This window comes from Actinomadura formosensis, assembly GCF_050948385.1.
GTDB lineage: Bacteria > Actinomycetota > Actinomycetes > Streptosporangiales > Streptosporangiaceae > Spirillospora > Spirillospora formosensis.
The window spans coordinates 5,799,023-5,816,720 of record NZ_CP192011.1 but is presented as its reverse complement, the minus strand read 5'-3'; the positions used below and the strand labels follow the sequence as shown (position 1 = coordinate 5,816,720).

Annotated in this window: 17 protein-coding genes and 1 pseudogene; 15 read left to right on the top strand and 3 right to left on the bottom strand. The window is 71.8% G+C overall.

Translation table 11 applies throughout. The features are described 5' to 3' along the window. The first annotated feature begins 2 nt into the window (after window positions 1-2). From thrB to ACQP1N_RS27380, 9 genes are all read left to right on the top strand, one after another. Window positions 3-944, top strand: a complete 942-nt coding sequence (gene thrB / locus ACQP1N_RS27420) for a homoserine kinase (protein ID WP_131732968.1) — start codon at window positions 3-5, stop codon at window positions 942-944. A gap of 455 nt (window positions 945-1,399) precedes the next feature. Next, window positions 1,400-3,424 (top strand): transcription termination factor Rho, encoded by a 2,025-nt coding sequence (rho, locus tag ACQP1N_RS27415; RefSeq protein ID WP_433227470.1) that lies wholly within the window; start codon window positions 1,400-1,402, stop codon window positions 3,422-3,424. A 186-nt stretch (window positions 3,425-3,610) separates the two neighbouring features. Further along, a complete protein-coding gene (locus ACQP1N_RS27410; protein ID WP_242609014.1) occupies window positions 3,611-4,993 on the top strand; it encodes a sensor histidine kinase in 1,383 nt (460 codons plus the stop codon). A 57-nt stretch (window positions 4,994-5,050) separates the two neighbouring features. Then, window positions 5,051-5,704 carry a response regulator transcription factor gene (locus ACQP1N_RS27405; protein ID WP_067805066.1) on the top strand — a complete coding sequence of 218 codons (654 nt, stop codon included), beginning with the start codon at window positions 5,051-5,053 and terminating at the stop codon, window positions 5,702-5,704. Window positions 5,705-5,896: 192 nt separating this feature from the next. Continuing rightward, a complete protein-coding gene (gene rpmE / locus ACQP1N_RS27400) occupies window positions 5,897-6,115 on the top strand; it encodes a 50S ribosomal protein L31 (RefSeq protein WP_067805063.1) in 219 nt (72 codons plus the stop codon). 117 nt (window positions 6,116-6,232) lie between these two features. After that, the gene (gene prfA / locus ACQP1N_RS27395; protein WP_433227469.1) at window positions 6,233-7,297 is read left to right on the top strand and encodes a peptide chain release factor 1; all 1,065 of its coding nucleotides are present in this window, start codon (window positions 6,233-6,235) and stop codon (window positions 7,295-7,297) included. Beyond that, window positions 7,294-8,154, top strand: coding sequence for a peptide chain release factor N(5)-glutamine methyltransferase (gene prmC / locus ACQP1N_RS27390; protein ID WP_067805057.1), 861 nt, complete (start codon window positions 7,294-7,296; stop codon window positions 8,152-8,154). The genes prfA and prmC overlap by 4 nt, the downstream gene beginning before the upstream one ends. A gap of 102 nt (window positions 8,155-8,256) precedes the next feature. Further along, window positions 8,257-8,664 (top strand): type II toxin-antitoxin system HicB family antitoxin, encoded by a 408-nt coding sequence (locus ACQP1N_RS27385; protein ID WP_084263368.1) that lies wholly within the window; start codon window positions 8,257-8,259, stop codon window positions 8,662-8,664. A 30-nt stretch (window positions 8,665-8,694) separates the two neighbouring features. Further along, entirely contained in the window at window positions 8,695-9,477 is a 783-nt protein-coding gene (locus ACQP1N_RS27380) for an L-threonylcarbamoyladenylate synthase (protein ID WP_084263367.1), read from the top strand. On the opposite strand, the gene ACQP1N_RS27375 is transcribed toward ACQP1N_RS27380, so the two are convergent. Next, complete coding sequence (locus ACQP1N_RS27375; protein WP_433227468.1) at window positions 9,388-10,569, bottom strand: RNA-guided endonuclease InsQ/TnpB family protein; 1,182 nt, start codon at window positions 10,567-10,569, stop codon at window positions 9,388-9,390. The two genes, ACQP1N_RS27380 and ACQP1N_RS27375, sit on opposite strands and share 90 nt — an antisense overlap. A 53-nt stretch (window positions 10,570-10,622) precedes the next feature. On the opposite strand from ACQP1N_RS27375, the gene ACQP1N_RS27370 reads away from it, so the two are divergent. Next, window positions 10,623-10,796: a type II toxin-antitoxin system prevent-host-death family antitoxin gene (locus tag ACQP1N_RS27370; protein ID WP_131732855.1), complete on the top strand. Its 174-nt coding sequence runs from the start codon at window positions 10,623-10,625 to the stop codon at window positions 10,794-10,796. A gap of 359 nt (window positions 10,797-11,155) precedes the next feature. Here the strand turns inward: ACQP1N_RS27370 and ACQP1N_RS27365 are convergent. Further along, window positions 11,156-11,344 (bottom strand): annotated as a pseudogene (locus ACQP1N_RS27365) (histidine kinase); the annotation flags it as partial. A gap of 547 nt (window positions 11,345-11,891) precedes the next feature. On the opposite strand from ACQP1N_RS27365, the gene ACQP1N_RS27360 reads away from it, so the two are divergent. The 4 genes from ACQP1N_RS27360 to ACQP1N_RS27345 are packed head-to-tail and all read left to right on the top strand — an operon-like array spanning window position 11,892 to window position 15,830. Then, window positions 11,892-12,254 carry a PadR family transcriptional regulator gene (locus tag ACQP1N_RS27360; protein ID WP_084263498.1) on the top strand — a complete coding sequence of 121 codons (363 nt, stop codon included), beginning with the start codon at window positions 11,892-11,894 and terminating at the stop codon, window positions 12,252-12,254. Further along, complete coding sequence (locus ACQP1N_RS27355; protein WP_433227467.1) at window positions 12,251-12,934, top strand: hypothetical protein; 684 nt, start codon at window positions 12,251-12,253, stop codon at window positions 12,932-12,934. The genes ACQP1N_RS27360 and ACQP1N_RS27355 overlap by 4 nt, the downstream gene beginning before the upstream one ends. 53 nt (window positions 12,935-12,987) lie before the next feature. Further along, window positions 12,988-13,659 (top strand): ABC transporter ATP-binding protein, encoded by a 672-nt coding sequence (locus tag ACQP1N_RS27350; RefSeq protein ID WP_433227466.1) that lies wholly within the window; start codon window positions 12,988-12,990, stop codon window positions 13,657-13,659. After that, complete coding sequence (locus ACQP1N_RS27345; RefSeq protein ID WP_433227465.1) at window positions 13,656-15,830, top strand: hypothetical protein; 2,175 nt, start codon at window positions 13,656-13,658, stop codon at window positions 15,828-15,830. Before ACQP1N_RS27350 ends, ACQP1N_RS27345 begins: the two co-directional genes overlap by 4 nt. Before the next feature lie 111 nt (window positions 15,831-15,941). On the opposite strand, the gene ACQP1N_RS27340 is transcribed toward ACQP1N_RS27345, so the two are convergent. Then, on the bottom strand, window positions 15,942-16,373 hold the full coding sequence (locus ACQP1N_RS27340; protein WP_131732858.1) for a hypothetical protein: 432 nt from the start codon (window positions 16,371-16,373) through the stop codon (window positions 15,942-15,944). Window positions 16,374-16,599: 226 nt separating this feature from the next. Between ACQP1N_RS27340 and ACQP1N_RS27335 the strand changes: the two genes are divergently transcribed. Continuing rightward, a complete protein-coding gene (locus ACQP1N_RS27335) occupies window positions 16,600-17,694 on the top strand; it encodes a DUF2207 domain-containing protein (protein WP_433227464.1) in 1,095 nt (364 codons plus the stop codon). Window positions 17,695-17,698 lie beyond the last annotated feature (4 nt).

Sequence of the window (17,698 nt, the reverse complement as noted above, 5' to 3'; positions counted from 1 at the left end):
GCGTGGGCTGGGCCGAAGGCCCGGTGCTGGTCCGGGCCCCGGCGACCAGCGCCAACCTGGGGCCGGGCTTCGACTCGCTCGGCCTGGCGCTGACCCTGTACGACGACGTCGAGGTCGAGCTGACCGGCGGCGGGGTGTCCATCGAGGTGGACGGCGAGGGCGCCGAGGTCGCCGACCGGGGTGAGCGCCATCTCATCGTCAGGGTGCTGCGCCGGACGTTCGACGTCCTCGACGGCCTGTCCGGATCCGGCCCCGCCCGGCCGGAGGGCGTCCGGCTGCGCTGCCGCAACCGGATCCCGCACAGCCGCGGCCTGGGCTCCTCGTCCGCCGCGATCGTCGCCGGGATCGTCGCGGCCCGCGCGCTGCACCCGGACGGCAAGCTTCTCGACGACGCCGCGGCGCTGCGCCTCGCCACCGAGATCGAGGGGCATCCCGACAATGTGGCGCCGTGCCTCGCCGGCGGCCTGACCGTCGCCTGGACGACGCCGGCCGGGCCGCGGCTCGTCCGGCTGGAGTCGCAGGTCACGCGGGTCGTGGCGATCGTCCCCGAGCAGCGGCTGGCGACCGAGCGGGCGCGCGAGCTGCTGCCCGGGACCGTCCCGCACGGGGACGCCGCCGCCAATGCCGGGCGTGCCGCGCTGCTCATCGCGGCGCTCACGGCGGGGCTGGGCGACGACGTCCTGCTGGACGCGACCGAGGACCGGATCCACCAGGACTACCGCGCGCCCGCGATGCCCGGGTCCGCCGCCCTGGTCCGCAGGCTGCGGGACGCGGGCGTGCCCGCGGTGATTTCCGGGGCGGGACCCACTGTCCTCGCCTTCACAAACGCATCACGGGTTGATTCAGTAGTTCCCGAAGTGGGTAAAGGGTGGCACATACACCCGTTGGACGTCGCGACCCGCGGCGCACGCGTCATGACCGGAGAACCCGAGGTCCGGGCCTGATCGCGGCGCCGGGGGCGGGGCCTCGCGGCGCTCCGGCCGGTGCCGGTGCCGGCATGATCCGGCTAGGTAAAATGCGAAGACCTCGACCTCTGGGGAATAGCAGTGTGCCCTGGTGATGTTAGGCTGAATGCCGCACCAGATGCCCCGTTCGGGGCAGCGTGCTCGTCAGCCACGCGTCGCCTGTCCGGCCCTTCGGCCGTGTCGGTCCCGCGTACTAGGCTCCCCGACACCGTGACATCCCGTTGTCAGGCATACCAGCGAAACAACTTCGGACGTGGCGGTACCGGGGACACGCACGAGCTGAACGTCCCGTCCACCATCTGGCTGTGCCCAGAACACGCAGATCCCGGTTCCATCGTGATCAGCGGAGCCCGTCCCGGCGCCCCCGCCGGGCCGCACCACCGGGTCGACTGGCCGAACGCCGGCCAACGCCCGCTCCCTGGGAAGGACCCTTAGTGAGCGAATCCAGCGAACTCCTTACGGACGCACCCAGCACGGGACCCGCCGACGCCGCCCCGGCCGGCGCGGAGCCCGCCACCCCCCGGCGCCGCCGGACGGGCACCGGCCTTTCGGCGATGGTGCTGCCCGAACTCAAGGCGCTCGCGTCCAGCCTCGGCATCACCGGCGTGACCGGGATGCGCAAGAGCCAGCTCATCGCCGCCATCCAGGAGAAGCAGGGCGGCGGCCAGGAGCAGGGCTCCGCGGGGGGCGAGCAGGGAGCCGCTGCCCCGGCGAAGACCGAGCGTCCCCGGCGGACCCGCACCGCGACCGCCAAGCGCGAGGTCTCCGACGACCAGGTCACCATCTCCGACGCCGTGCCGGCCGCCGAGCAGGCCGCGCCCGGCAAGCAGGCCGACGCGTCCGAGAAGACGGAGAAGGCCGCCGACAAGCCGGAGAAGGCCGAGAAGGCGGAGAAGACCGACCGGGCGGACCGGCAGGGCGGCGGCCGGCGCGGCGACAGGCAGGACCGGGGGACCGGCGAGCGTCAGGGCCGTGAGCAGGGCCGGGACCAGAACGCCGAGGACGGCGAGTCCCAGGGCGGACGCGATGGCGGCCGTGATGGCGGCCGCGACGGGCGGGAGAGCCGTGAGGGCGGCGGACGCCAGCGCCAGCGCGGCGGCCGGGAACGCGGCGAACGCGGTGACCGGGGTGACCGCGGCGACCGGGGTGACCGCGGCGACCGGGGTGACCAGGGCGGTGGCCGTCAGCGCGGCCAGAGCCAGGGCGGCGGCGGCCAGCACGACGAGGACGACGGCGGCGGCCGGGGCCGGCGCGGACGCAGGTTCCGCGAGCGCAACCGGGGCCGCGGCCGCGAGCGCTACGAGGAGCCGGTGATCACCGAGGACGACGTCCTCATCCCGGTCGCGGGCATCCTCGACATCCTCGACAACTACGCGTTCGTCCGCACGACCGGCTACCTGCCCGGCCCGAACGATGTGTACGTGTCGCTGGCGCAGGTCCGCAAGAACGGCCTGCGCAAGGGCGACGTCATCACCGGCGCCGTCCGGCAGGCCCGCGAGGGCGAACGGCGCGAGAAGTTCAACGCGCTGGTCCGGCTCGACACCGTCAACGGGATGGAGCCCGAGCAGGCCAAGGGCCGCGTCGACTTCACCAAGCTGACCCCGCTGTACCCGCAGGAGCGGCTGCGGCTGGAGACCGACCCGGGCATCCTGACGACGCGGATCATCGACCTGGTGTCGCCGATCGGCAAGGGCCAGCGCGGGCTGATCGTGTCGCCGCCGAAGGCCGGCAAGACGATGGTGCTCCAGGCGATCGCCAACGCGATCACCAAGAACAACCCGGAGTGCCACCTGATGGTCGTCCTGGTGGACGAGCGTCCCGAAGAGGTCACCGACATGCAGCGGACGGTGAAGGGCGAGGTCATCCACTCGACCTTCGACCGTCCCGCCGAGGACCACACGACGGTCGCGGAGCTGGCGATCGAGCGCGCCAAGCGGCTGGTGGAGCTGGGCCACGACGTCGTCGTGCTGCTCGACTCGATCACCCGCCTGGGCCGCGCCTACAACCTGGCGGCGCCCGCGTCCGGCCGGATCCTGTCCGGTGGTGTCGACTCGACCGCGCTGTACCCGCCGAAGCGGTTCTTCGGCGCCGCGCGCAACATCGAGAACGGCGGCTCGCTGACGATCCTCGCGACCGCGCTGGTGGAGACCGGGTCCCGCATGGACGAGGTCATCTTCGAGGAGTTCAAGGGCACCGGCAACATGGAGCTGAAGCTCAACCGGAGCCTGGCCGACAAGCGGATCTTCCCGGCGGTGGACGTCGACCAGTCGTCCACCCGCAAGGAGGAGATCCTCATGGCTCCCGAGGAGCTGCGGGTCGTCTGGCAGCTGCGCCGGGTGCTGCACGCGCTCGACACGCAGCAGGCGCTGGAGCTCCTCATCGAGAAGATGAAGGAGACCAAGTCCAACGCCGAGTTCCTGCTCCAGGTGCAGAAGACCACGGTGGCGGACGATCGCTGAACGGGCGAAGCGTGAACGCCCCCGTCCGGGTGACCGGGCGGGGGCGTTCCGCGTCCGGGTCCCGGTTCGCGTCCGGGCCCATGGTGGGGTTAGCCCCACCCCGGATCCGGCGGCGCACGTCATGGTCGTCCCGTCCTCCCGACCGGCACGCTTGGACCGTAGGTTGGACAGGGCACGGAGGACGATGTGGGCGAGCTGAGCAGAGAACCCGGCGGCGGGGGCGCCGTGGAGTGGGCGGCGGCGCGGTGGGCCGCGGCGACACGGGGCGGCGGGGGCGCGCCGTCCGTCCTGAACGGCTCCTGGGCGCCGCTCGCGATGGTGCGGTCGTCGGTGACCTGGCGTTCCGCGCTTTACCTGGCGTTCAGCATGGCGCTCGGGCTGGGCTGGTTCGTGGTGCTGGCCGTCGGGCTGTCGCTGTCCCTCGGGCTGCTGATCATCTGGGTGGGCGTGCCGCTGCTGGCGCTGCTGATGGTCGCGTGGCGGTTCGGGGCGATGCTGGAGCGCAGGCTGGTGCTGGCGGCGTTCGGCGTCCGCGTCCCGGACCCGTACCGGCGGCTGCCGGGCACCCGCAACCCGCTGGTCAAGCTCAAGGGCATGGCGGCGGACCCGGCCACCTGGAAGGACCTCGCCTACCTCGCCGTCCTGTTCCCGGTCACGCTGGTCGAGTTCGTCGTGTCCACGGCGGTCTGGGCGGCGACGGGCATGACGTTGTTCCTGCCGCTGGTCGTCGCGGTGAACGGCGGAGCCGAGGTCGGCTTCGGGTTCGTCTCGTACTGGGCGGGCGACCCGCTGGAGGCCGTCCCGGTCATGGCTCTGGGGCTGGTGTTCCTCGTCCTGGCGATGTACGTGACGCGGGCGATGGCGGTCGGGCACACCGTGTTCGCGGCGCTGCTGCTCGGCCCGAGCCCCGCGCAGGCGGAGAACGTCGAGCTGCGCAGGCGGACCGAGCACCTGCGCGCCAGCCGCGCCCGCGGGGTGGACGCCGCCGAGTTCGAACGCCGCCGCATCGAACGTGACCTGCACGACGGCGCGCAGCAGCGGCTGCTGGCCGTGGCGATGGACATCGGGCGTGCCCGTGCCAAGCTCGACCAGGACCCCGAGGGCGCGCGGGCGCTGATCGAGCAGGCCCACGCGGGCACCAGGGAGGCGATCTCCGAGCTGCGCGACCTGGCCCGCGGGATCTACCCGGCGATCCTCACCGACCGTGGCCTGGACCCGGCGCTGTCCGGGCTCGCCGGCCGCGCGCCCGTGCCCGTCGAGGTGCACGTCGACCTGCCGGAACGTCCGCCGGCTGCGGTCGAGAGCATCGCCTACTTCATCGTCGCCGAGTCGCTGGCGAACATCGCGAAGTACGCCCGCGCGACGCGGGCGTCCGTCCGGGTGGCCCGCGAGGACCGCTGGGTGGTCGTCGAGGTGATCGACGACGGGGCGGGCGGCGCGGTCGCCCGGCCCGGGGGCGGTCTCGCCGGTCTCGCCGACCGGGCCGCGACGATCGACGGCATGCTGATCGTGGACAGCCCGCCCGGCGGCCCCACGATCATCCGCGCCGACCTGCCCTGCTCCTGGTGATCCCGCGCCGGTGGTGATCTTTTGGAACGGGCGCGGGCGGGAGGCGAGAATGGGCGGATGCGGGTTGTGATCGCCGAGGATTCGGTGCTGTTGCGCGAAGGGCTCGTCCGGCTGCTCGACGACGCCGGGATCGAGACGGCGGCGACCGTGGGGGACGGTCCCGGGCTGCTCGGCATCGTCGAGGAGCACGACCCCGACCTCGCCATCGTGGACGTCCGGATGCCGCCGTCGTTCACCGACGAGGGGCTGCGCGCGGCGCTGGCCGTCCGGGCGCGGCGTCCGGGCACGCCGATCCTCGTCCTGTCGCAGTACGTGGAGGAACGGTACGCGACGGACCTGATCGGCGGCGGCGCGGAGGGCGTCGGCTACCTGCTGAAGGAGCGGGTGTCGGACGTCGCCGAGTTCATCGACGCGGTCCGCCGCATCGCGGCCGGCGGGACGGTCATCGACCCGGAGGTGATCGGGCAGCTGCTCGGCCGGCGCCGCGCCGGCGACCCGCTGGAGTCGCTGACGCCGCGCGAGCGCGAGGTGCTCGGGCTGATGGCGCAGGGACGCTCGAACGGGGCGATCGCGGAGGACCTCGTCGTCACCGAGGGCGCCGTGGAGAAGCACATCTCGAACATCTTCATGAAGCTGGACCTGCAGCCCGCGCAGGGCGGGCACCGCAGGGTGATGGCGGTCCTGGCCTACCTGGGACGCGCGGGCGGATGATCCCCGGACGGCGCCGCCGGTCCGTGATCGGGAATGCCCGGTGACCTCCGCACGTTCGGGTATCTGGCACACTTGAGGTGCAACCGCTGCGGTACCGGTTCACGCCCCCACACCTTCGCTGGCCCTGTCGCGTGAGATGAGGGCCGTGCGAGCGCGGAGGCGCCCGGCGATCGCCCGAAGCGAGGAGAACCCATGAAGTCCGACATCCACCCGAACTACGGCGTCACGACCGTGACGTGTACGTGCGGCAACACGTTCGAGACCCGCAGCACCGCAGAGAACGGCGTGATCCACGCGGACGTCTGCTCGAACTGCCACCCGTTCTACACGGGCAAGCAGAAGATCCTCGACACCGGCGGCCGGGTGGCGCGCTTCGAGCAGCGCTTCGGCAAGAAGAAGGCCGGCAAGTAGGACGAGCGCCGCACACATATCAGGAACGGCCCGGGGACACTCGCCGTCCCCGGGTCTTTCGAAGTCGGCGACCGGGGGCCGGCGACGGCTCCGGGCCGGAACGGGTCAGGACACAGCGTGAATCTCGACGAACTGATCAGCGAATACGCGGACATCGAGGAGCGGCTCGCCGACCCGTCCGTCCATGCCGACCAGGCCCTGGCGCGCAAGCTCGGCAAGCGCTACGCGGAACTGCGGCCCATCGTCGAGACGCGCCGCGAGCTGGCGTCCACGCAGGACGATCTCGCCACCGCCCGCGAGCTGGCCGGTGAGGACGCGGCGTTCGCCGCCGAGGCCGAGGAGTTCGACCGGCGCCGCGCGGACCTGGAGGAGCGGCTGCGGCGGCTGCTCGTCCCGCGCGACCCGAGCGACTCCAAGGACGTCATCCTCCAGGTGAAGGCGGGGGAGGGCGGCGAGGAGTCGGCGCTGTTCGCCGGCGACCTGCTGCGCATGTATCTGCGGTACGCCGAGCGCATCGGCTGGAAGACCGAGATCATCGACGCGCACCCGTCCGACCTCGGCGGGTACAAGGACGTCACGGTCGCCGTGAAGGCCAAGGGCTCCGCCGAAGAGGGGGTCTGGACGCGGCTGAAGTACGAGGGCGGCGTCCACCGGGTGCAGCGGGTGCCCGCGACCGAGTCGCAGGGACGCATCCACACCAGCGCCGTCGGCGTGCTGGTGACGCCCGAGGCCGCGGACGTCGACGTCCAGATCGACCCGAACGACCTGCGCATCGACGTGTACCGCTCGTCCGGTCCGGGCGGGCAGAGCGTCAACACGACCGACTCGGCGGTCCGCATCACGCACCTGCCGACCGGCGTCGTGGTCTCGTGCCAGAACGAGAAGAGCCAGCTGCAGAACAAGGAGCAGGCGCTGCGCATCCTGCGGTCGCGGCTGCTGGCGATGGCGCAGGAGGAGGCCGACGCCGCCGCGGCGGCCGAGCGCAAGAGCCAGGTCCGCACCGTGGACCGCTCCGAGCGGGTGCGCACCTACAACTTCCCGGAGAACCGGATCTCCGACCACCGCGTCGGCTACAAGGCCTACAACCTCGACCAGGTGCTGGACGGCGACCTCCACAACGTCACCCAGGCGCTCGTCGACGCCGACATGGAACGCCGTCTGGCCGAAGCCCAAGGATCATGAACCTGCTGCTCGACGAGATCGCCCGGGCCACCGCCCGGCTCGCGGACGCGGGGGCCGCCTCCCCCCGCGCCGACGCCGAGGAACTCGCCGCCGCCGTGCACCGGGTGCGGCGCTCTGAGCTGCACGGCGTCCCCGACAGCGCGTTCGACGCCCGGTTCTGGGAGTTCGTCGCGCGCCGCGAGGCCGGGGAGCCCCTGCAGCACATCACCGGCCGGGCGTACTTCCGCTACCTGGAGCTGAAGGTCGGGCCCGGCGTGTTCGTCCCGCGTCCGGAGACCGAGGTGATGGTCGGCTGGGCCCTGGAGACCCTTCGCGACATGGACGTCCGCGACCCCCTCGTCGTGGACCTCGGCACCGGTTCGGCCGCGATCGCGCTGTCCATCGCCCTTGAGGCCCCCCGTGCCCGCGTCCATGCCGTCGAGAAGGACCCGACGGCCTTCGTCCACGCGACCCGCAACGTCGAGGAACTGGACGAGCGGGGCCGCGTCCGCCTGCATCTGGACGACTTCGCGACCGCGCTGCCCGAACTGGACGGCACCGTCGATCTCGTGATCAGCAATCCGCCCTACATCCCGATGAGCGAGTGGGAGTACGTCCCGCCGGACGTCCGCGACCACGACCCGGCGGACGCGCTGTGGGGCGGCGGCGACGACGGCCTGGACGCGATCCGCGTAGTTGAGCACACCGCCCGCCGCCTCCTGCGTCCCGGCGGCTACGTGGCGGTCGAGCACAGCGACCTGCAGGGCAACGACGTCTACTGGATCTTCGCCGAGGAGAACGGCTGGCGCGACGTCCGCAACCGCCGCGACCTCACCAACCGGGACCGCTTCGTCACCGCCCGCCTCGCCACCGACTGACCTCCCGACTTTCTGCGATCACCCGCGCACTGAACGCGATCACCTCTATCGTTGCCTTCCGTGACTGATCATTGACGGAAAGTCGGTGAAGTTCTCGTGCCCATGAAGGTTCGGGAGATCATCAAGCTGGTAGAGGCCGATGGTCGGCGCTTGGCCAGGACGAAAGGCAGCCACCGGCAGTTCAAACGTCCCACCGAACCGGGCACCGTGACGGTGGCGGGCGCGCCGGGGAGTGACTTGCACCCGGCCACCCAGCAAAGCATCCCTGAGGCAGGCGGGGCTGAGGAGGCCGTGATGAGCAAGTACGCGGTGGTCGTCGAGTGGGCCGAGGGCAGTAACTACGGCGCATATGTCCCTGACCTCCCTGGCTGTGTGGCGGCGGGGGACACGCTGGAGGAGACCATCGAACTCATCCAGGAGGCGATCGAGTTCCATCTGGAAGGTATGCGGGAGGACGGTGAGGCGATCCCCGAGCCGTCTACTGTCGCCGTCATGGTGGAAGCGGCCTGAGCCTGGCGGGCGGCGTGGGAAAATGGGTCCGTGAGCCGACGTTACGACTGCTCTGACCCGATGGAGCGCACACGCGGGATCGCGGAGGCCATGTCGGCCGTGCGGCGCGGTGAGCTGATCGTCCTGCCGACCGACACGGTGTACGGGGTCGGCGCGGACGCGTTCACGCCGCCCGCCGTGACCGCGCTGCTGGAGGCGAAGGGCCGCGGCCGGGAGATGCCGCCGCCGGTCCTGGTGGGCTCCGTGCGGGCCGCCGCGGCGCTCGTGGAGGATCTCGGCATCTACGGGCAGGACCTCATCGACGAGTTCTGGCCCGGCGCGCTGACGCTGGTGTGCCGCGCGAACCCGAGCCTGGTGTGGGATCTCGGGGAGACCAAGGGCACCGTCGCCATCCGGATGCCGATGCACGAGCTGGCCGTCGAACTCCTCAAGGAGACGGGCCCGCTGGCCGTGAGCAGCGCGAACCTGAGCGGACAGCCCGCGGCCCGCAACGCCGGCGAGGCCGAGAAGATGCTCGGCGACAAGGTGTCGGTCTACCTGGACGGCGGCGTCTCCGGCCACGCCGACCCGTCCACGATCGTGGACCTGACCGGCTCGGTCCCCCGGCTGCTCCGCGCGGGCGCCATCCCCGAGGACAAGATCCGCTCCGTCGTCGGCGTCCTCCTCACCGACGAGGACGAGCCCGCAGAAGCCCCCTCAGAGCCCGAGACGCCGAAGCCGTCCCTAACCAAGGACGAGCCCCCGAAAGCCTCCGACGCACCCGCTGAGCCCGCGGAAAAGCCGTCCCTGATCAAGCCGCCGCAGGACGACTGAGCGACGGTCAGAAGCGGCGTTGACATCGCGGTCGTGGACCGCGCCGCACTGGCAGGCCCACTCGCGGATGTTCAGCGGCATGGATTCGGTGACCGTCCCGCACGCCGAGCAGAGCTTGGAGGAGGGGAACCAGCGGTCGATCTTCGCGAAGGTGCGGCCGTACCGTTCGGCCTTGTACTCCAGCATCGACACGAACTGGGACCAGCCCGCGTCGTGCACGGACTTGGCCAGCCGGGTGCGGGCCAGACCGTTCACCGCGAGGTTCTCCACGTAGACCGCTTGGTTGTCGCGGATCAGTTGTGTGGAGAGCTTGTGGTGATGGTCCCGCCGCACATCGGCCACGCGGGCGTGCAGCCGCGCGACCCTCGCGGCGGCCTTCCGCCGGTTCGCCGAGCCCTTCTGCTTGCGCGACAGCGCCTGCTGGGCTTTGCGCAGCCGGCGTTCGGCGCGGCGCAGGAACTTCGGGCTGGTGATCTTCCGGCCGTCGGAGGTCACCGCGAAATGCGTCAACCCCAGATCGATCCCGACCTCCGCCGCCGCCTCCGGCAGGGGTTCGCCCGTCGTCTCGACGACGAAGGAGGCGAAGTACCGTCCGGCCGCGTCCTTGATCACCGTCACGCTCGACGGCTCCGACGGCAGCGGACGGGACCAGCGCACCCGCACGTCCCCGATCTTGGGCAGGCGCAGCTTCCCGCCCGGCGTGACCGTGAAGCGGGCGTTGCGGGTGAACCGGATCGCCTGCCGCCCGTCCTTGCGGGACCGGAACCGGGGTGGTGCGACCCGGCGGCCTTTGCGCTTGCCCGACACCGAGGCGAAGAAGTTGCGGTAGGCGGTGTTCAGGTCCGCCAGGGCCTGCTGGAGCACCACGGCCGAGACCTCGCCCAGCCACGCCCGCCCGGTGGTCTTCTTCGCCTGCGTGATGACCAGCTTGGACAGATCCCCGTCCGGCAGGTACGGCAGCCCGGCCGCATGCGCATCCCCGCGGACGCGAAGAGCGTCGTTGAACACCACCCGCGCACACCCGAACGCCCTCGCCAGCGCCTGCTGCTGGCCAGGGGTCGGGTAGAGCCGGAAGTTGTACCTGAGCCGCACTCGTGAATCGTACATCCATGTACATAGAAGTTCGTGCTTGTACACTGACGCGCATGGAGTCGGAAGAGATGAGCGTCGCCGACGCACGCCGCCAGTTCGCCGACGTCCTCAACGACGCCGCCGTCCGAGGACGCATCACCTACATCACCAACCGGGGCCGCCGCATCGCCGCGATCGTCCCCGTCCCCATCGCCGAAACCGCCGACCAAGACCACGACCCCCACTGAGCCGGTTCGGTCAGCGCACGCCCGGGCCCGGCGGCCCTCCCGCGCGGGCCTTCACCCCCGGCCTGAAGGCCGGAGCACTGGCCCGCACATCGGTGGCGGACCGCGACCTGCACGGGGGCGCCGGAGGCGTACCGCATGGCGTTGGTGAGCGACTCCTGGACGATCCGGTACGCGGTGGCGGTCACCTCGGCGGGCAGCCTTCGCACGCGTCCCTTCACCGTCAGGGAAACGGGCACCCCCAACCTGGTGAGACCGTGACACAGCGGCGGAAGCAGCGCCTTCAATTCGCCGCCCTCGGCCTGCGGGCCCACCACGTCCACCAGCCGGCTCAACGACTTCAGGACCTCGCGGCCCGTGCCGGCGGCGATGGTGAGGGCCTGGCGGGTCAGCTCCGGGTCGGCACGGCGGACGGCGGCGCCGCTGTGCACGGCCACGGCGCTCAGGTTGTGCCCCACGATGTCGTGGACGTCCCGGGCGAGGCGTTCGCGTTCCGCCTCGGCCGCCGCCCGGTTGTCCTGTTCGATCCGGGCTCGAAGGTCGCGCCGCATTGCCTTCTGGTGCCGCCGGAGTTGGCCCAGGGCGGTGATGACCAGGTAGGAGAAGGCGTCCAGCACCTCGCCGGCCAGCAGGTCTCCGGCGCCCTTGGCATATGGCGCCTGCACGGCGAAGGCGACAGAGAACGCCGCCAGGCAGCCGATGACCGCCGGCCTGCGCCCGCGGTGCACCGCCAGTGAGTACAGCGCGACCGCATCGGACACTCCGCTGATCGCGTCGGCGCCGGCCGCCGGTACGGCGGCCGCGTTGAGCAGTACCGTCACCGCCAGCACCGGCCCCGGTACGACCCGCCGCCACACCAGCGCGCCCGCCGACAGGACGTCCAGGATCGTGATGACCGTCCAGCGCTGGGCGCTGTAGTCGGCCAGCAGCCAGGTGATGGATAACTGGACGCCTAACAGCAGCAGCGGTACGCCGAAGTCCGCGAGGCGCGGCCACCGCCCTAGGTCCCCGTCCGCGCGCATACGGAGACCCTATGGGTGGTCTGTGCGCTCTTGTCTATCTTGCCTTGCAAGGTAGCCACCCAGTACCATGCACTGCATGACAGATATGGCCCGGCGCAGGAGCCAGTGGTTGCGCGGCGTCCTCGATCTGTGCTTGCTCGCGGTGGTCGCCGAAGAGCCGGCCTACGGCTACGAGATGGTGCAGCGGCTCGCCGCCGCCGGGTTGGACGCGGTCGCCGAAGGGTCGATCTATCCCGCGCTCGGCCGCCTGCAGCGCGAGGGCCTCGTGGAGTCGTACCTGGTGGAGAGCGGCGGCGGCCCCGCCCGCAAGTACTACCGGCCGACGCCGGAGGGGGCTTGCGCGCTCGCCGTCTGGTCCAGGGAGTGGGGGCTGCTCGCCGAAGGCGTCTCCGCCGTGCTCGCCGGTTCGGCGCACAGGGAGGAAGGTGCCACGCGATGAGCGAAAAGGTCGTCAGGCAATGCAAGCGGACATGGCGTCGCATCGGTGTCTCCCGCGAGGACGGCGCGGAGATGGCCGGTGAACTGGCGGCGGACCTGCGGGTCGCGCTGGCGGACGGCCGGGACCCCCAGTCCTACGTCGGCGGCGACCCGGCCGGATTCGCCCGCGCCTGGGCGTCCGAACGCGGCGTCGTCCCGCTGCGCTACCGGACGGGGCGGCTGATGGCCGCGTCCCTGCTCGGCGCGCTGCCGGGCCTGTTCGCGGGGCTCTTCATGGTGTTCGGCACGTCCAGCGATGAGTTGGAGCAGGTCCTCGGACGGACGGTGGACGTGCCGACATGGCTGGTGATGATCCTCTACACGGCCAGCGCGGTGTTCGTCTGGGCCGGCGTCCTCGCGGCGGTGTCCGCCGTGCTCAGGTTCCACGCCGATGCGGCGCGGCGGGCGACCGTCGGGGCGCTCGCGGTGCTGCTCCCGTTCTTCGCGGTCGCGGCGGTGGTCGGCACGGCCATGGTGGCGCGTCTGTACGGCTATCCCTACGGCCTTGCCGTCGTCGCCGAGGTGACCGCGCCGCTGTCGATCATGACCGGGCTCGTCGGGGTCACCCGCGTGGTCATCGTCCGCCGGTTCCGCCCCTCGGCCGAACCCGCCGGTTCCCTGTGGGACGCCGTCCCGGCCTGAGCCCCCCGACACCGCCGAGCCGGTTTCCGGGTATCTGGATGAGGAGGAGAAGCGTGGCCGATCACGCTACGGCGCTGCGCATTGAAGGGTTGCGGTACGTCCTGCGGGACCGCGTGCTCCTCGACGGGCTGGATGCCGAGGTGCGGGGCGGCCGGTCGCTCGCGGTGACCGGTCCGAGCGGGAGCGGCAAATCCACACTGCTCATGTGTGCGCTCGGGCTGGTCGCACCCGATGCAGGGACGATCACGGTGGCGGGCGGTGATGTGACGCGGATGACGGCACGGGCGCTCGCGGCCCATCGGCGCCGCCACATCGGTGTCGTCTTCCAGTTCGGGGAACTGCTTCCCGAACTGTCGCCGCTGGAGAACGTCGCCGTCGCCGCGCTCCTCGCCGGCACCGATCGCCGGAGGGCCTACGGCGCGGCGCACGACCTGCTGCGGTGGCTCGGCGTGCCACCGCAGGGGACGACGGGGCTGCTCTCGGGCGGGGAACGGCAGCGCACGGCCGTCGCCCGGGCACTGGTCACCGAGCCGGCCGTGGTCCTCGCGGACGAGCCCACCGGCGCGCTGGACCACCGGTCCCGGGACACCGTCGCCGACATCCTCTTCGACATGCCCGGGAGCCGGGGATGCGCGCTCGTCGTGGCCACCCATGATCCGGTGATCGCGGCGCGGGCGGACGCGCGGGTGTCGCTGGACGCGGGCCGTCTCGTGGAGCAGCCATGAGCGGCTGGGGTGCTCCGCGGCTGGCGGGGCGGCTGCTGAAGGTCGGCTGGGCGGCGGGCAAGGCGGCCCACGGCGGCCGAGTGCGATTCGTCGCGCTGACCCTCGCCTCGCTGGTGCTGACGGTCGGCCTGCTGGCGCTGGCCTGCACGGCGGCGGTCTACGACGGGCGAGAGCGGCGGGACCTCGCGCGCAGCCCGCTCCCGGCCGAGGCCGGTACGGCGGCGGCCGTGGGGTTGTGGGCAGAGGGGGGCGACACGCTGGGCGGCACTCCCGTGACGATCGTCCAGGTCGTTCCGCTGGACGCGTCCGCAGCACCGCCCCCCGGCCTGAGCCGCTGGCCCGGCCCGGGAGAGGTGTTCCTGTCGCCGGCCCTGGCTGACCGTCCGGCGTACGAGCATGTCAGGACGCGCTACGGCCGGTACGCGGGCCGGATCGGCGCTGCAGGAATCGCCTCCCCGTCCGAACTGTTCGCCTACGTGCAACCCGCGAACGCCGACCGGCACGGAGACGGCTGGATCAAGATCGCCGGTTTCGGCGGGCACACCTGGTCGCCGCTGGGCGAGCGGCTCAACGCCTGGCCCTTGGCGCAGGTGCTGGCGACCGTCGGCGGCCTGACGGGACTGCCGTGCCTGGCGCTGGTCGTGGTCGCGGCGCGGTGCGGCTCGGCCGCCCGCGACCGCCGCAGCGCGTTGCTGGAGACGCTGGGGGCTGGGCGACGCCACCGGGCGCTGATGACCATCGGGGAGGCATCGCCTCCCGCGCTACTCGGCGTGCTCGCGGGCGGAGCGCTGATCGTTCCGATGATGTTCGTGGACGTCCCGCTTCCGGTCACGGGCTACGTCATGGGCGCGTTCGACATCCGAGCTTGGGCGTGGGCCGTTCCGCCCGTGCTCATCAGCGCGTTCGTCATCATCCTGCTCTTGGCCGTCGGCCTGCACAAGGTGGACCGCACCGGGCGCGCGACGCGTCCTCGAAGCTTCGCCTCGCGTGTGCCGAAATGGCGGCTCGCCGTCTTCGCCGTGTCCGTGTCCGGCATCGTCGCGAGCAGTGGTGTTCCGGGGACGACCGGTCTCATGCTCTACATCGCCGCCACGGTCGTGATGTGGTCCGCGCTGCCGTCGGCGGCGGCCGCGGTGGGCCGCCGGTTCGGGGGCCGCCTCGCCACGGCCGGCCTGCGTCGCGGACGGGCGGAGCGGCTGATCGCCGGACGGTGGATCGCCGCCCATCCCGGGGTGATCGTCCGGCTGGCCACCGCGCTCGTGATCGGGCTGGGACTGATCACGCAGATCCAGGTGTGGACAAGCCGCCTCAATGAGCCCGCACGTGCGGCCGTCGAGACCTCCAAGCGGGTTGGGGACCAGGTGCTCATCGTCGACCCCGCCGGCGCGAGCGGGGCCCAGGTGCAGCGGTTTCTGCAGGGTGTGCCGCAGGGCTTCGAGACGTTGCGGCTGACCGGCGGGGAAGGCGGGCCTGTCACGCTGACCGGGACGTGTGCGGTCCTGATGAGCGTGCGGCTGAACTGCGGAGCGCAAATTTGGCCGGCGTCCCTGAACACCGGTGACGCCCGGATTCAGGAACTCGTCCGCTGGCGAGCGGAGGATGATCGTGGACTGCGGATCAGGGCCGTTCCCGACGCCGATTACGCGAAGATGCGCGATGGCTCTCTGGTCCTGATCGGCTCGCAGCGGGGCGAGGGATGGCGCGTCCAGCAGCTCTCGTTCGCCGTTTTCGGCGTGCCCGCGGACGGGCTCGGCATCGAGTACGGCGGTGCGGCGGCGACGCTCAATCGGCTCGGCGACTGGATCGTGCTGTTCGGTGGCGCGGGAATCCTCGTCCTGCTGCCCGCCGCGGCGACGAGTGCGGCCGCGGAATTCCTGCAGTTCGGCACCGCGCTGGCGCCGCTCGCCGTGCAGACGGAACGGCGGTCGGTCTACCTGCGGGTGGCGCTCTGGAACCTCACCGTGCCGCTGTGGCTGGCCACGCTCATCGGCGGCCTCGTCACGGCCTGTCACGGGCTGTTCTTCGTCGCCCAGATCCAGGAGGGATGGTTCTCGTGGGGAGTCCTCGGCGGTGCCATGACGGCCGCCGCGGTTCTGGCCCTGGCGATCGGTGTGACCGGCGGTGTGGGCGCGGCCCGGGCGGCGGGCATGTGGCGCCCTGCGAACGACTGACTCCGGCACACATGATTCGCCGGCATCGTGATCGCGCTCGGGAAGGCCCCGCCGGGCCGGGCGGGGCCTGTGCCGTCAGGCGACACCGTCGTCAGGCGACGCGAGGACGGCTCAGAAGAGCTTCTTGCCCTTGCCGTAGACGTACTTGCCGGTCGACTTGCTCCGGCCGCACTCCTGCACGTACAGGTGGCTGCTGTAGCTGGAGCTCGTGCTGATGCTGACCTTGGCGACGCCGTCGTAGTTGTACTTCGTGCCACCGGAGGTCACTCCGACGATCTTGAAGCGCGACCAGTACCGGTAGCTGCCCTCGGTGAACAGGAACCGCACGCAGGCGGTCCAGCCGTTCTTCTTGGTGTCCTGCAGGTAGCCCTTGACGTAGGTCTTGCCACCGCTGCGGCTGTAGGTGCCCCAGGCGTTGATGTACGGGTAGGAGTCGTAGGGCTTCCAGCCGTAGCTGGCGGCCGCCTCGGCGGGGGCGCCCGCGACGGCCATACCGGCCATCACGGTGCCTGCGGCCAGGGCTAGTGCAGCGATTCGCCGCATAGGTCCCTCCAGGCTCTTGTGTTTCGGGGGTTAGCAGCCGATAACTTAGCAGTGTCCGCATGGTCATCTTTATGTCGGGCTTACAGGCTGACCAGGGCCGGACGTTCTTCGGGGGTGGCGAACCGATCGGACTTTGGACGCGTCCAACGTCCAGGAAGCCGTTCGCGCCCGGCCGGACGGAGCATGGGCCGTGTTACGCCGACACGATCATGGCAACAGTGAAACCATGCCTGAGGTGCGTGGCCGTATCCGGAGGTCCGCGGTTCGCGCGGGTCTCCTGCTGCTGATCCTCGTGCTCGTGCTGCCCGCCCCCGCTCATGCCGCGGAGCCCGTGCCCGGGGTCCCCGGGACCGTCCAGCCGCCCGAACCGGCCGTCGGCGAGAACATCCCGACCTACGACGTCGTGCTCACGATCGGCACCGACGGCGTCCTGTACGTCCGGGAGACGATCACCTACGACTTCGACCAGAGCGGCGAGCACGGGATCGTCCGGCATGTGCCGTTCCGCCGCGGCGACCGGGTCTTCGACGTGCGGAACGTCCGCACCAGCTCCTCCACCGGCGCGCCGTCCCGCGCCCGGATGACGCGGTTCCTGCGCGACGTGCGGATCAGCGTCGGCGACCGGCACCGCGAGGTCCGCGGCCGCCAGGCGTACGTGATCGAGTACGAGGTGGGGCGGGCGTTCACCCCGCACAGCGACCACGACGAACTGGTGTGGGACGCGATCGGCACGTCCTGGGCCGTTCCGATCGGGAACGCCGCCGTCCGGGTGGAGGCGCCGGTCCCGCTGCGGTACGCCACCTGCCGGGCGGGCACCCCCGGCGCGACGACCCGCTGCCTGCGCGACCGCGACGGCCCCTACGCCGTGGACTTCATCCAGACCATGCTCGCCCCGCACGAGGGCATGCGGATCCGGGTGCGGCTGCCGAAGCACGCGATCGCCGTCGCGCCGCCCCGGTACGTCGCGCCGCGCTGGACGGGCGGCTGGCCGGGCACCGCCCTGCTCGCGCTCGCGCTCGGTGCCGTGGCCCTGGTCGCGCGCCGTCCGGCACCGCGCCGCGGGGTCGGCGCCGGGCTGGTCTCGGCCGGTCTGCTGCTGATCGTCGCGGACGCCGGGGGCGAGGTCGTGGCGAGCGGCCCGTGGGCGTTCTCGATGGGCGACCGGTGCCTCGCCGGCCTCGCGCTGCTGATCGTCGGCGCCGGGATCATGCGCGCACCGGGTCCGGACGGTGTGATCGGCAGCGGACGGCGCCCGGGTGGGTCTACAGTTGGTCGGTCGCGGCGTGAACACATCGCATCGGCCGGTCGTCTACGACGATGACACA

Coding starts and splice junctions, on each gene's coding strand:
- ACQP1N_RS27405 (WP_067805066.1), top strand. CDS start 5,051: ATGCGGGTTGTGATCGCCGAGGATTCGGTGCTGTTGCGCGAAGGGCTC.
- rpmE (WP_067805063.1), top strand. CDS start 5,897: ATGAAGTCCGACATCCACCCGAACTACGGCGTCACGACCGTGACGTGT.
- prmC (WP_067805057.1), top strand. CDS start 7,294: ATGAACCTGCTGCTCGACGAGATCGCCCGGGCCACCGCCCGGCTCGCG.
- ACQP1N_RS27385 (WP_084263368.1), top strand. CDS start 8,257: ATGAAGGTTCGGGAGATCATCAAGCTGGTAGAGGCCGATGGTCGGCGC.
- ACQP1N_RS27370 (WP_131732855.1), top strand. CDS start 10,623: ATGGAGTCGGAAGAGATGAGCGTCGCCGACGCACGCCGCCAGTTCGCC.
- ACQP1N_RS27360 (WP_084263498.1), top strand. CDS start 11,892: ATGACAGATATGGCCCGGCGCAGGAGCCAGTGGTTGCGCGGCGTCCTC.
- ACQP1N_RS27355 (WP_433227467.1), top strand. CDS start 12,251: ATGAGCGAAAAGGTCGTCAGGCAATGCAAGCGGACATGGCGTCGCATC.
- ACQP1N_RS27345 (WP_433227465.1), top strand. CDS start 13,656: ATGAGCGGCTGGGGTGCTCCGCGGCTGGCGGGGCGGCTGCTGAAGGTC.
- ACQP1N_RS27340 (WP_131732858.1), bottom strand. CDS start 16,373: ATGCGGCGAATCGCTGCACTAGCCCTGGCCGCAGGCACCGTGATGGCC.
- ACQP1N_RS27335 (WP_433227464.1), top strand. CDS start 16,600: ATGCCTGAGGTGCGTGGCCGTATCCGGAGGTCCGCGGTTCGCGCGGGT.